This window comes from Streptomyces huasconensis (assembly GCF_021028635.1).
GTDB classification, from domain to species: Bacteria; Actinomycetota; Actinomycetes; order Streptomycetales; family Streptomycetaceae; genus Streptomyces; species Streptomyces huasconensis.
In genome coordinates this window covers 197,333-210,613 of record NZ_CP086119.1, presented here as the reverse complement: position 1 = coordinate 210,613, position 13,281 = coordinate 197,333, and the positions used below count along the sequence as shown (strand labels likewise).

Genomic DNA, 13,281 nt, shown 5'->3' with positions numbered 1-13,281 from the left:
TGAGGGAGCCGGCGCGGGGGATGGGTGGGTCAGGCGGGTGTGGGTGGGTCAGGCTGCCCGGTCGTCGTACCAGCGCGGCTGCGACGAGCCGCGGGGGACCAGGAGGTGGCCGCGCCAGGCGGGCGGGGTGTCGCTCAGGCTGACCGGCGGTGCGACCAGGGAGAGGTCGCCGAGCGGGGTGGACCGGGTGAGGCGGCGGGGCGGCGGCAGCGGAGTCGGGGGCAGCAGCCGCTCGGCCTCTGTGCGCGTGAACGTGCCCAGCTGCCAGGCCCAGTTGGCGACACCTGCCAGCGAGACCCGGACCCGGTAGCTGCCGCCCTCGCGCGCGCGGCGCAGGACGGCGCTCATGACGCCGGCGGCGGCGAGATAGGCGGCCAGGTAGTCGTTGAGCATGCGGCCGGGGGGCAGTTGAGGGCGCCCGTCCCGCCGTTCGCTCCAGTTGACGCCGGTCAGCGCCTGGGCGTGCTGGTCGAAGCCGCCGCGGTCCTGCCAGGGGCCGCTGTGGCCGTAACACCGTACGGATACGTGGATGATGCCGGGGGAGATCTCCGCGCACTCCTCGGGGGTCAGTCCGAGCCGGGCCATCTTGGCGGGGCGGTGGTTGTGCACGAAGACGTCCGCGGTGCGCAGCAGTTGGTCGAAGGCGTGGCGGCCGTCGCCGTCGGCGTCCAGGGCGAGCCGGGCCGAGCGCAGGCCGACGCCGGTCTCGTTCCAGCACAGGTCGTGGTCGAAGGCGTTCGGCTCGCACACGTGCAGGACGTCGGCGCCCTGCTCGGCGAGGACCCGGCCGGCCGCGGTGCCCGCGAAGACGTGGGTGAACTGCAGGGAGCGCAGACCGGACAGCGGCTGGTCACCGGCCGGCAGCGGACGCGGCGGGGCGTCGCCCACGCGCTCGACGGCCACGAGGGGTTCGTCGAGGACGGCCCGGCCCTGCGGATGGGCGAGGAACTCCTCCCGGCTGCGGACGATCGCCAGGGGTACACCCCGGGCGGCCGCCTCCTCCTCCAGCTCCCACGAGACCCGGCCCGCGATGGCCGCGCCGATGTGCTCGCGGGTGTGCGCGGTGCCGAGCAGGTCGAGAAACGTGTCGCGGGTGTGCGGGTAGCAGGCGATCGGGATGGCCCAGCGGTCGTCCGCCGTGCGGTACAGGTCCCACAGGGCGGGGGCGGGAGTGCCGCCGAGCCCGAGGACGCTGCCCATGTTGGAGCCGTAGCCGTTCAGGGTGTTGCCGCCGCCGAGGTAGGGCGTGAGCTGGTGCAGCGCCTGCCCGAGGTCGAGCCCCAGCCGCTGCTGGCGGCCCGTCGCGGCCTGCCAGATCTGGGCCGCTCCGACGGCGGAGGACAGCAGCGCGATGCCCATCGCCGAGCCGAGCCGAATGGTGGACGGCACCAGCGGGTCCTGTCCGTCCACGACGAGTTCACTGACCGCGTCATGGCGCGAGAGGCCCAGCGTCTTGAGGGTCCTGTCTAATTCATCGACCAAGTCGAATTCATTTTCGTTCATGCCGGAAACATAACACCGATTCGACAGGGATAAACCAGTCGGAGGATGTGAAGCGGCCGTCATCCGGCGTCATCAGTCGGCTATCAGGTCACGATCAGGGGCGGCTGTTTCGATTTTGGTCAGCAGTCGATTCGCAGAGAGGCGGTGACGTGGGTGTCGCATGATTTTCCCGCCATGGAGGAGCTGAGGCTCCTGCCCGAACACGAGCGTCGGGAGCTCGTGGAGACCTTGGTCGTGGAGGAGTTCAGGAGCGCTCTTTTCATGACCCCGCAGGATGAGTTCCCGCTGGACACGGGCTTCCTCGACATGGGTCTCACCTCGCTTCGGCTGAGCGAGGTGAAGCTTTCCCTGGAGAAGAAACTGGAGTGCGAGATTTCGACGGCCGCTCTTTTCGGTCACCCGACCGCCGGTCAGTTGATAGACCATCTCTGCGCGTGAACCGCTTCCTGACCGGAGGGAAAATGTCGGACGCACCGAACCCGACGGCGGCCGAGCTGGCCGCCGTACTCGCCGATTTACGGAGCAAGGAGGAAACGCTACGGAGAAAGGAGGAAGCGCTCGCCGCCCTGGAACGCGAGAAATACGAACCCATAGCCATCGTGGGAATGGGGCTGCGCGTTCCGGGCGGGAACAACGACGTCGACACGTTCGCGCGGTTCCTGCGCGAGGGCCGCTCGGGCGTCGGACCGCTGCCCGCCGACGAACGCCGTCAGCTGGCCCAGGACGGCGTGGACCGCGAGGCAGAGGACGGCGCCTCCGGCGGCGGAGAGCACGCCGGTGACCCGCCGCCCGGCGGCTTCGTACGCGACATCGACCACTTCGACGCCGCCTTCTTCTCGGTCTCGCCCAAAGAGGCCCCCTACATCGACCCGCAGCAGCGCCTGGCACTCCACACGGCCTGGGAGGCACTGGAGCACGCGGGCATCGACCCCGTCTCCCTGCGGCACGGCGACACCGGCGTGTTCATGGGCGTCACCACCCTCGACTACATCTTCGAGTCCACCGACCTCGCCCCCGCCGACGTCGACGGCTACCTCGCGCCGGGACTGACCCACAGCGCGGTCTCGGGCCGCCTCTCGTACTTCCTCGGCCTGCGCGGGCCGTGCATGACCGTCGACACCACCTGCTCCTCGTCGCTGACCGCCACCCACCTCGCCGTGCAGGCCCTGCGCGGCGGGGAATGCGGGGTCGCGCTGAGCGGCGGCGTCAACGTCATCCACAACGCGCACAACCACACCATCCTGACCCTCGGCGGCGTCCTCGCGGCCGACGGGCAGTGCAAGACCTTCGACGAACGGGCCGACGGCTACGCCCGCGCCGAGGGCTGCGGCGTCCTCGTCCTCAAGCGGCTGTCCGACGCGCGACGGGACGGCGACACCGTCCACGCCCTGATCCGGGGCTCCGCGGTCGGCCAGGACGGCGAGAGCGCGGGCCTCGTGGCCCCCAACGGCGCCGCCCAGGAACAGGTGATGCGCTCCGCCCTGGCCCGCTGCCGCCTCGAACCCGGCGACATCCAGTACGTCGAGGCCCACGGCACCGGCACCGCGCTCGGCGACCCCACCGAGATGGACGCCATCAGCGACGTGTTCGCCGACTCGCACACCAACGCCCGGCCCGTGGTGGTCGGGTCGCTGAAGACGAACATCGGCCACATGGAGGGCGCGGCCGGCGTCGGCTCGCTCATCAAGGCGGCCCTCCAGCTGCGGGAGCGGACGGTCTTCCCCCACCTGAACCTCGTCACCCCCTCCCCGCGCATCGCCTGGGACGAGGCGCCCGTCACCGTCCCGACCGAACTGCGCCCCTGGCCCGGCGCGGGCACCGGGCGCGCCATGGTGAACGGCTTCGGGGTCACGGGCACGATCGCCTCCGTCATCCTCGAAGAGGCGCCGGCCGCCACGGCCACGGCACCGGACGAGGAGACCGCCGACGCGCGCCCCAGCGACGTACTCACCCTCTCCGCCAAGAGCCGCACCTCGCTGCGCAAGCTCGCCGAGCGCTACCTCGACCACCTGCAGCAGCACCCCGACACCCCGCTCGCCGATCTGTGCCGGACCTCCAACACCGGCCGCGCGCACTTCCGTCACCGCATCGCCGAAGTCGTGGGCGACCGGGACGACGCCGTCCGGGCGCTGGGCAGGCGCGCCGCGTCCCTGACGGCGGGCACCACCCGAGGCGGCGGCTCGGCCGGCGTCCCGAAGGTGGCTTTCCTCTTCTCCGGCACCGGCACGCAGTACCCCGGCATGGGCGCCTCGCTCCACCGGCAGTACCCGGTCTTCCGCGCCGCCCTCGACGAGTGCGACGCCATCCTGACCCCGCTGCTCGGCGTACCCCTCGGTGCACTGATCCGCGGCGAGTGCGAGGCGCCCGAGCGCATCCACGAACCCCGCTACCTCCAGCCCGCCCTGTTCAGCCTCGAATACGCGATGGCCCGGCTGTGGCTCTCCTGGGGCGTGCGCCCCTCGGTGCTGATGGGCCACAGCCTGGGCGAGTTCGCCGCGGCCGCGGTGGCCGGGCTGTTCTCACTCGAGGACGGCGCCCGGCTGGTGGCCGCCCGCGGACGGCTGAGCGAAGCGGTGCGCGACAAGGGCGGCATGGCGGCGATCGGCGCACCGGCCGCCGAGGTCGCCCCCCTCGTCGAGGACTACCCCGACCTGTCGATCGGCGCCGTCAACGGTCCCGGCCAGTGCCTGCTCACCGGCGGCCACGCGTCGCTGGCGGAGGCGGGCCGACGCCTGACCGAACGCGGCGTCAAGGTCACCCCGCTGCGCGGCGCGGTGCCCTACCACTCGCCGCTGATGGCCGAGATCGTCGACGCGTTCCGCGAGGTCCTCGCCACCGTCGAGTTCCGTACGCCGACCATGGCCGTCGTGTCGAACGTGACCGGACGCGTGGCGCGCGGCCGGCAGATGGCGGACCCCGAGTACTGGATCAGGCATCTGCTCGAACCGGTGCGGTTCGAGGCCGGCGTCCAGGCGGTCGACCAGCGCGGACGCCACGTCTTCGTCGAACTCGGCCCCTCCGCCGCGCTCACCGCGTTGGTCAGGACCTCGGCCGGTGACGCCGACCACGTCTGGTTGAGCAGCACCTTCCGCGACGACCACGACGGTGACATGATCCGCCGCTCCCTCGCCAAGGCGTACGAGGCGGGCGTCCCGGTCTCCTGGGCCGGCTACCACGAGGGCGCGCCGCGGCACCGGGTCCCCCTGCCGACGTACGCCTTCGACGGCAAGCGGTACTGGCTGCCCACCCCGCAGCGCCGGGCCGCCGAGGCCGCCCGGCAGGCGGCGCGGACTCCGGAGGGCGAACGGGGCGCGCACGACAGCCTGTTCTACGAGCAGCACTGGGTCTCCCAGGCCCTGCCCGAGACGCGGCGCGACGGGCGCCGCGTCCTCGTCGTGGGCGACACGGCCCGGCTGCCTCGCGGGCTCGCCGAAGCGGCCGCCGCGGACGGTGTCGCCCTCACCGTCGCCACCGACCCGACGGCCCTGGCCGACGCGCTGGACGGCGAGTCGCCCACCGACGTGTGCTGGCTGTGGCGAACGAGCGCGGCCGACCAGGGCACAGCCGACAACGGAGCGGCCCAGCTGCGCGCCGAGTGCGAGGCCAACTACCGCACACTGCTCTCCGTACTGGACACCCTGGCCCGCAAGGGCTTCGGCCGCGGCCAGCGGCTGTGGCTGGTCACCGAGGGCGCGCAACACCTGCCCGGCGACAAGGGAACCGAGCCCGCGGCCGCCGCCACCCTCTGGGGCTTCGGCCGGGCCCTCGCCCTGGAGTACCCGGGATACCGGACGACCCTCGTGGACCTGCACCCCGGCGCCTACGGCAACGACGGCACCGCCTCCGGTCTGGTGGAGGAGTGGCTGGCCGCCGGGGAGAGCGAACCGGAGATCGTCCACCGCGACGGCGAGCGCTGGGTGCGCCGCCTGCGCACGGCCGACCCCGTCCCCGCGGACTCCCGGCCCCTCACCGTCCGCCCCGACCGCACCTACGTGGTGGCCGGCGCGACGGGCATGGTCGGACGGGCCCTAGCACGCCGCCTCGCCGCCCTGGGCGCCCGCCACCTGGCCCTGCTGAGCCGCACCGGCGGCCCGGCGCCCGCCCTCGGGGACGGCGTCACCGCGACCGTCCACGCCTGCGACCTCGGCTCCGAGCGGGACGTGACCCGCGTCCTGGCCCAACTCGCCGACACCGCGCCCCCGGTGGGCGGCGTGATCCACGCCGCGCAGGAGACCGCCCGGGACCTGCCGCTCACCGAGCAGACCTGGGAGAGCCTGGACGCCGTCTTCCGTACGAAGGTCTACGGCGCCTGGCTGCTGCACGAGGCGACCGCCCACCTGCCCGAGCTCGACTTCTTCCTCGGGTGCTCCACGGCAGGCACCCTGCTCGGCGCGGCGACCCAGAGCGGCGCCGGCGCCGGCAACGCCTTCCTCGACCACCTGATGGCACAGCGCGCCGGAGCGGGCCTGCCCGCCACCGCCGTCAACTGGGGCCCCTGGGCGCCCCGGGAGCCCGGACGGCAGCTCAGTGCGTCCCTGATCCGCAGCTGGGAGGGCCAGGGCATCACACTCCTGGACGAGGACGAGGCCACCGCGGCGCTGCCTCAGCTGCTGGACGCCGGGCGTGCCCACGTCCTCATGGGCCACTGCGACTGGCACCGCTTCGTGGCCCGCAGGGCACCGAGCGCGCTCTTCGCGGAGCTGGTCCCGGCCCTTGCCGCGGACGGGGCGCAGACCGACGCCGGCGCGCTGACCGACGCCTCCGGGGCTGCCCGCTCGGCCGGGATCAACGCGATCGTACGCACCCGGCTCGCGGACGTCCTGCGCTTCGAGTCGGCCGACGACCTCGAACCCGACGCCGAACTGGCCGCGCTCGGCATGGACTCGCTCAACGCGGTCGAGATCCGCGGCTCGCTGGAGGCCGCCTTCCGGGTCACGCTGCCGGCCTCCCTCACCTTCGACCGGCCCAGCGTGGACCTGCTCACCGAGTACATCGAAGAGCTGCTGTCCGGTGCGGAGGCACCGGCACACGAGGCACGAACAGGAGCACACGGATGACCAGCGGGACCACCTGGACGACCACCGGCAACACACCGATGACCACCGCCAACACACCGATGACCACCGGGAACGCACCGCTGACCGCGACGCCGCGATCGCGGACCCTGCACGAAGTGATCACACGGCAGGCGGCCCTCCGTCCCGACCAGCCAGCCGTCGTCTGTTCCGGCCGGACGCTCACCTACCGGGAGCTGGACCGCGAGAGCGAGCGCACGGCCCGGGTGCTGCGCGCGTCCGGGGCCGGGCCCGGCTCCCGCGTGGGCTACCTCGGCAAGGAGGCCGTGGAGTACTGGGAGCTGGCCTTCGCCTGTGCCCGGACGGGCGCCGTCCTCGTCCCCGTCAACTGGCGCCTCACCGCACAGGAGGTGGACCACATCCTGCGCGACTCCACCACCGAGGTGCTGTTCGTGGACGAAGAGCACCTGCCCGTGGCCGCCGAGGTGCGCAAGGGGCTGCCCACGCTGCGCACCGTGCTCTGCCTGGACGCCCACGCCCCCGACGCCGAGTCCCTGGCCGCCCGCAAGAGCGCGCTGTCCGCCGCGACCACCGCGGAGGCATCCGGGGGCGGGACGACGGACGGGGCGGCGGGCGGCGACGAGAACAGCCCCGTCGTGCAGATCTACACCAGCGGCACCAGCGGCCTGCCCAAGGGCGTCGTCCTCGCCCACCGCAGCTTCTTCAACGTCGCCGAGGCGATGGAGGACCACAACCTCGACTGGCTCGACTGGCGGCCCGGCGACCGCAGCCTGATCGGTCTGCCCGGCTTCCACATCGGCGGTCTCTCCTACGGCATGCAGGCCTTCAACGCCGGTGCCACGGTGGTCTCCCTGCCCGCCTTCATCAGCTCCGACGCGGTGCGCGTGATCGAGGAGGAGCAGGTCACCACCGCCATCGTGGCCCCCGCCATGCTGGAGCTGATGCTTGCCGAACCGGCCGCGGGCAGGGGCGCCCTCGGCTCGCTGCGCAAGGTCGTCTACGGCGGCTCCCCGATCGGCGAGGAGCTGCTGAGCCGGGCGATCGACGTCCTGGACTGCGACTTCCTCCAGATCTACGGCAGCAGCGAGACCGGCAACTTCGCCGTCTGCCTGCCGCCCGCCGATCACGTCCCCGGCAGCCCGCTGCTGCGCGCCGCGGGCCGGCCGTACCCGGGCATCGAGATACGTGTCGAGGACCCCGAGGGCAAGGAGCTGCCGACCGGAGAGGTCGGCGAGATATGTGTGCGCACACCGGCCCGGATGCTCGGCTACTGGCGGCTGCCCGAAGCCACGGAGCGCACGGTGGTGGACGGTTGGGTGCACATGGGCGACGCCGGATACCTGGACGAGGACGGATACGTCCACGTACGCGACCGGGTCAACGACATGATCATCGTGGCCGGGGAGAACGTCTATCCGGCCGAGATCGAGGACGCCCTCGCCCGGCATCCCGCCGTGGCCGGGGCGGCCGTGGTGGGCCTGCCGCACGAGCGGTGGGGGGAGTCCGTGCACGCCCGGGTGGTCCTGGAGGCGGGGCAGCGGGCCGGGGCCCGGGACCTGCTGCTGTTCCTGCGGGGCCGCCTGGCGGACTTCAAGATGCCCACGTCGTACGACTTCGCCGAGGCGCTGCCCCGCAATCCCAGCGGGAAGGTTCTGCGGCGGGCGGTGCGCGACGAACTCGCCGCCGCCGCGAAAGGCTGACCGGCTCGCTTGCATGGCGGTGGCCCGCCCCCCCTCACGGAAGGGGGGCGGGCCACCGCCATTGGTGTGTGGCTCGTCAGCCACGGCGACCTATCCGTGGTAGTCCTGCGGCGCGAAGACCGCGGTCCGCTCCCGGTAACTCTCGATGCTGGAGGGCCAGTTGTTGACGACGCGGCCCTGGTCGGTCGTGTACCAGCTTCCGCAGCCGGCGGCGAAGGCCGTACCCGCGAGGTCCCGCCGCAGCTCGTCGTTGTAGCGCCGCTGCACCTCCGCGATGACGTCCAGGGTGCGGGCCCCGCCGGTGTCGCCGGTGCCGAGCGCCCCGAGCGCCTGGAGCACGTAATCGATCTGGCACTCCACCATGAACAGGATCGAGTGGTGCCCCAGGTTGGTGTTGGGTCCGTACAGCATGAACATGTTGGGGAAACCGTTGACCGCCATGCCCAGATACGCCTCCGGTCCCTCCTTCCACGCCTCGCGCAGCGCCAGCAGGTTCCGTCCGACGATCTCCACGCCGCCGGTGCGGTCGAGCGGCTGGAAGCCGGTGGCGTGCACGATGACGTCGACGTCGTACCGCCGTCCGTCCGTGGTCCGGATGCCCTCCGGTTCGATCCGGGCGATGGGCTCCGTCACCAGCTCGACGTCGTCGCGGGTCAGCGCCGGGTAGTAGTCGTCGCTGATCAGCACCCGCTTGCAGCCGAACGCGTGGTCGGGGGCGAGCCGGTCGCGCAGTCCGTCGTCGGCGACCTGCGCGGCCAGGTGTTCGCCCGCCACCCGCTGGAACTCGTCCCGCACCGGGTTGCCGTCGTCGCGCAGCCCGGCGGCCCAGCCGTCGCGTTCGCGGTACATGTCCTCGCGCAGGGCGGCGTAGCGGTGCGGTGCGGCGAGCAGCGCGGCGCGCTCGTCGTCCGTCAGCGCCCGGTCCTGGCGGGGGAGCAGATAGTTGGCGGACCGCTGGAACACCGTCAGCCGCTCGGTGGCCCCGGCGAGGGCGGGCACCAACTGGACGGCGCTGGCGGCGCTGCCGATACAGGCGACCCGCTTGCCCGTCACCTCCAGGTCGGCGGGCCAGCGCGCCGTGTGCACCTGAGTCCCGGCGAACGTGTCCACGCCCTCGACGCGCGCCCAGGCCGGCCGGTCGAGCTGCCCCCACGCCGTGATCAGCACGCGGGCCCGCAGCCGCTCACCGCGCGAGGTGCGCAGGAGCCAGCGGCCGTCCTCGTCCGACCACGTGGCCCGGGTGACCTCCACGCCGAGGCGGATGTGCTCGGCCAACCGGTGGTGCGCGGCGAACCGTTGGAGGGTGCGCAGGATCTCCGGCTGCCCGGCGTAGGTGCGGCTCCAGTCGGGCTGCTCGCCGAAGGAGTACCAGTACAGGTGGGACTGCACGTCGCAGGCCGCACCGGGGTACGTGTTGTCGCGCCAGGTCCCGCCGATCGAGTCGGCCTTCTCCAGAACCGTGAACCCGTGCCGCCCGGCCTCCTTGAGACGGGCGGCCATGCCGAGGCCGGACATCCCGGCACCGATGATGACGACCTCGAAGTCCTCGTCCATAGTCATGCCTTTCCCTCACGGTTGCCTCTTCCGTGACCCACCCTGGCCAGCGGGACTGATCGACGGCTGAAGGGCAGCTGATGGACCGGAATTCGACAGGGGGGCGACTGGGGCGACGACTGGGACGGGCGGAATTGTCTGCCACGCGAGGCAGGCCGCAAATACGCCTACGATGCGTTTGCTTGAGAAAAGGCAGCGAGAAATACACGTCTCTTCGAGACGGAGGAGGGGCGCCGATATCAGCTCTTCCCGTCCTGCTTCTTATTCTCGGGTCCCACTTTCTGCGGGGAGTTTGTCCGTGGAATATTCTGCCGCGCCGCGCTGACGCGCGGCTGACGCGGCAGAGAAAGAGGCTGCGGCGGTACGCCCCGGTGGTTCCCGGCGTACCGCCGCAGCCTCGTCCGTACTGCCGCAGCTCGTCCTGCGTCGCGGTCCCCCGCGCGCTAAGCGGGCACGGCCGCGTCCAGCGAGGGGGCCTGGTTGAGGATCTCCCGCAGCCGCTCGCGCAGCCGGAGCGAGGGCTCCACACCCAGCTCGCTCGAGAGTCTGCGCCGCGTGCTGTTGTACGTCTCCACCGCCTCGGCCTGGCGTCCGGTCCGGTACAGGGCCAGCATGAGCATCTCGGTGAGGCGCTCCCGCCAGGGGTGGATGGTGCGCATGCGTTTCAGCTCGCTGATGATGTTCACCGGATCGGCCAGCTGTATCTGCAGCCAGAGCTTGTCCTCGACGGCGGACAGCTGTTCCTCCTCCAGCGCCAGCGCCACACTCTGCGACATCGGCCCCTGCGTGACGTCCTGGAAGGGCGCGCCGCGCCAGAGCGCCAGCGCCTCGTCGAGCAGCCGGTGCGCCTCGGCGGGACTGTGCCGCGTGCACGCGCGGGCCTGGCCGGTCAGCCGCCGGAAGGCCGCCGCGTCGGTCTCGGCGCCGCCCAGCTCCAGGACGTACCCCGACGAGCGCGTGAGCAGCTCGGGCGCCGCCCCGTCCTGGCCCGCCGCCTGCTGGAGGGTCCGGCGTAACCGGTAGACGTGTGCCTGGAGGGAGTTCTCGAAGGTGGGCGGCGGGTTCTCACCCCACAGTTCGTTGTACAGCTGCTCGGCGGAGAGCAGGCGGCCCGGCGTCACGAGCAGCGCCGCCAGCAGGGTGCGCTGCCGGTTCCCGCCGACGGTGTGCGTGCGGCCGTTGGCACGTACCTCCAAGGGGCCCAGGAACGCGAAGGCCGGGGTCGATCCGGAAGCGGTCGGCGCCTCGGACGCGGACGACCGCTTCTGACCGTTCTTCCGGCGTGCATCCTCGAACTGCGAATATGCGATCACTTTTTCCTCCTGCTGGCGCGGTTCCTTTAATTGACTACGGCACCCTTCTCTGCCGCAAGTGCCCCATAGCGACAGGCGTCGTTTCCGCGCCAGTGTGCGTTTCTGGTGGCAAAGCTTGATTTCTGTCGGTGATCTCGGGGTGGATGGGTGCATACCGGACAGTAAATGTGCGCGTTTTCCATGCCCGGGCTCGGCGCGTTCGATCTCACTCATGGCTGATTTGGTCGTCGTATCAACAATTTTTCAGTAACTCGATGGTGGTGCACGGCCGTCTTTCATCGGACGATCAGGAACCTGTCAGGCGCCACTGGTTGCATCGCGAGAGACCGAGAGACCCAAGAGGCCCGAGAAATTCAAGAGAGAAGGTGTGCGATGGGGGCTGCCCGTCAGCCGTTCCGCGTGGGCGTCCTGTTGCCGACCCGGGAGCAGGCGATCCTCGGCGAGTACGGCGTCTCGGCCCTGCTGGACTTCGCGCGACGGGCCGAGGCGCTCGGCTTCGACTCCCTGTGGACGGGCGACTCGCTCATCGCGCGCCCCCGCCTCGACCCCCTCGTGGTGCTCTCCGCCGTGGGCACGGCGACGCGACGGCTGCTCCTCGGCACCGCGACCCTCGCCCCGGCGCTGCGCCACCCGCTCGTCGCCGCGAGCATGGTCAGCAGTCTGGACCATGTCAGTTCGGGGCGGCTCGTCATCGGCGTGGGACCGGGGTTCCCGGGACCGGAGACCGACGAGGAGACAGCCGCCGTGGGCGCCCCCGCGGTCGCCGGGGCCGGTCAGGCCACCCGAGCCGAGCTGCTGGACGAGACCACCGCGCTGTGGCGGACGGCCTGGAGCAGCTCTCGGCCCGGCGCGCCCCACCGCTTCACGGGCCGGCACTGGCAGGCGGATGGCCTGGACCGGCTGGTCCGCCCCGCCGCGCCCGACGGGCCGCCGCTGTGGCTCGCCGCCGACGACACCGCCCCGGTGCTCGAACGGACGGCCCGCCTCTACGACGGGTGGCTGTCGTTCCTCACCTCGGCCGAGGCCTACGGCCGCGCCCGGCGACGCCTTGAGGACCTCTGCCGACGCGCGGGCCGCCGGCCGGGCGTGGTCACCCCGGCCCTGTATCTGACGGTCACTCCGGGCCCGGACGAGCGACGGGCCAGGGTCGAACTGGACGACTACCTGGAGCACTGCCACGGCCGCACCCTGGAACAGATGGCGGCGGTCCAGGCCTGCGCCTGGGGTCCCAGCGAGCACTGCGCCCAGCGTCTCGCCGACTATGTGCGCGCGGGCGCCCGCCACATCGTGCTCCGCATCGGATCACTGCGACCGGAGACACACCTGCGGGAGATCGCGGACGTCCTCATGTCCACGGCCCGCCACACCGATCAGGAGAGCGCATGACGCCCACCGGCACCACCCGACGGGCCCGCTGGTTCGCCACCGCCGGGGCCGACCCGAACGCCGACCACCAGGTGTTCCTGTTCCCGCACGCCGGCGGCACGGCCCCGGCCTACCAGAGCTGGGCGGCCACCCTGCCCTCCACCATGGAGGTGCGCACGCTGCAACTGCCCGGCCGTCAGGAGCGGCTGGGGGAGGCGCCGTTCACCGAGGTGGAACCGCTGCTGGACGCGCTCCTTGAGGCGTTCGAGGCCGAACTCGACGGCCGGCCGTATGTGCTCTTCGGCCACAGTTTCGGCGGGCTGCTCGCCTACCGGCTGGCGGTGGCCGCCGCGTGGAACGGGCTGCCCGCCCCCGCGCTCCTCGCCGTCTCCGCCTGGGCCCCGGGCCTGGAACCGGCCGCCGAACTGGCCCCGGTCGCCAGCATGTCGGACGCCGAACTCCTCGCCCGGGTGGCGCAGCTCGGCCTGATGGCGGAGGGTACGACGCTCGACCCCGCCACCCTGGCCTCGATCATGCCCGCGCTGCGCGGCGACTTCCTGGTCGCCGGCAGTCTGCGCGAGGACGGCGAACCGGCACCCTGCCCGGTCGCCGCGTACTGCGGGGCCCTGGACCCGATCGCGCCGCCCTCCGGCATGGCCACCTGGGAGGACCACTGCCCGGACTTCCTCGGCACGGCCCCGTTCCCCGGCGGCCACTTCTACCTCTTCGAGCACGCCACGGCGGTCCAGCACAGCTTGAACCGCCACCTGCGCCGACTGGCCGCGCGCAGCTGACCACTTCCCCTCCCGG

General features: G+C 72.2%; 8 protein-coding genes. 5 read left to right on the top strand and 3 right to left on the bottom strand.

Features of this window, described 5'->3' with window-relative positions:
• Positions 1-48: 48 nt before the first annotated feature.
• The gene (locus J2N69_RS00935) at positions 49-1,503 is read right to left on the bottom strand and encodes a CoA transferase (protein ID WP_230898963.1); all 1,455 of its coding nucleotides are present in this window, start codon (positions 1,501-1,503) and stop codon (positions 49-51) included.
• Between the two features lie 174 nt (positions 1,504-1,677).
• Between J2N69_RS00935 and J2N69_RS00930 the strand changes: the two genes are divergently transcribed.
• Genes J2N69_RS00930 through J2N69_RS00920 form a run of 3 tightly spaced genes read left to right on the top strand, consistent with a single transcriptional unit; the run spans position 1,678 to position 8,239 of the window.
• Positions 1,678-1,941, top strand: coding sequence for an acyl carrier protein (locus J2N69_RS00930; RefSeq protein ID WP_127910776.1), 264 nt, complete (start codon positions 1,678-1,680; stop codon positions 1,939-1,941).
• A gap of 23 nt (positions 1,942-1,964) precedes the next feature.
• Entirely contained in the window at positions 1,965-6,560 is a 4,596-nt protein-coding gene (locus J2N69_RS00925; protein WP_230898962.1) for a type I polyketide synthase, read from the top strand.
• Positions 6,557-8,239: a long-chain-fatty-acid--CoA ligase gene (locus J2N69_RS00920; RefSeq protein ID WP_230898961.1), complete on the top strand. Its 1,683-nt coding sequence runs from the start codon at positions 6,557-6,559 to the stop codon at positions 8,237-8,239. The genes J2N69_RS00925 and J2N69_RS00920 overlap by 4 nt, the downstream gene beginning before the upstream one ends.
• Positions 8,240-8,329: 90 nt before the next feature.
• Here the strand turns inward: J2N69_RS00920 and J2N69_RS00915 are convergent, their stop codons facing one another.
• Both J2N69_RS00915 and J2N69_RS00910 read right to left on the bottom strand, forming a co-directional pair.
• Complete coding sequence (locus J2N69_RS00915) at positions 8,330-9,799, bottom strand: flavin-containing monooxygenase (protein ID WP_230898960.1); 1,470 nt, start codon at positions 9,797-9,799, stop codon at positions 8,330-8,332.
• A 437-nt stretch (positions 9,800-10,236) separates the two neighbouring features.
• Positions 10,237-11,106, bottom strand: coding sequence for an AfsR/SARP family transcriptional regulator (locus J2N69_RS00910; protein ID WP_230898959.1), 870 nt, complete (start codon positions 11,104-11,106; stop codon positions 10,237-10,239).
• 372 nt (positions 11,107-11,478) lie between these two features.
• Here J2N69_RS00910 and J2N69_RS00905 point away from each other — a divergent pair, with 372 nt between their 5' ends.
• Positions 11,479-12,492 (top strand): LLM class flavin-dependent oxidoreductase, encoded by a 1,014-nt coding sequence (locus J2N69_RS00905; protein WP_230898958.1) that lies wholly within the window; start codon positions 11,479-11,481, stop codon positions 12,490-12,492.
• Positions 12,489-13,265: a thioesterase II family protein gene (locus J2N69_RS00900; protein WP_230898957.1), complete on the top strand. Its 777-nt coding sequence runs from the start codon at positions 12,489-12,491 to the stop codon at positions 13,263-13,265. The genes J2N69_RS00905 and J2N69_RS00900 overlap by 4 nt, the downstream gene beginning before the upstream one ends.
• Positions 13,266-13,281: the final 16 nt, after the last annotated feature.

Excerpts from the sequence above, each read along its gene's own strand:
- J2N69_RS00935 (WP_230898963.1), bottom strand. The coding sequence starts at position 1,503 with ATGAACGAAAATGAATTCGACTTGGTCGATGAATTAGACAGGACCCTC.
- J2N69_RS00930 (WP_127910776.1), top strand. The coding sequence starts at position 1,678 with ATGGAGGAGCTGAGGCTCCTGCCCGAACACGAGCGTCGGGAGCTCGTG.
- J2N69_RS00925 (WP_230898962.1), top strand. The coding sequence starts at position 1,965 with ATGTCGGACGCACCGAACCCGACGGCGGCCGAGCTGGCCGCCGTACTC.
- J2N69_RS00920 (WP_230898961.1), top strand. The coding sequence starts at position 6,557 with ATGACCAGCGGGACCACCTGGACGACCACCGGCAACACACCGATGACC.
- J2N69_RS00915 (WP_230898960.1), bottom strand. The coding sequence starts at position 9,799 with ATGACTATGGACGAGGACTTCGAGGTCGTCATCATCGGTGCCGGGATG.
- J2N69_RS00905 (WP_230898958.1), top strand. The coding sequence starts at position 11,479 with ATGGGGGCTGCCCGTCAGCCGTTCCGCGTGGGCGTCCTGTTGCCGACC.
- J2N69_RS00900 (WP_230898957.1), top strand. The coding sequence starts at position 12,489 with ATGACGCCCACCGGCACCACCCGACGGGCCCGCTGGTTCGCCACCGCC.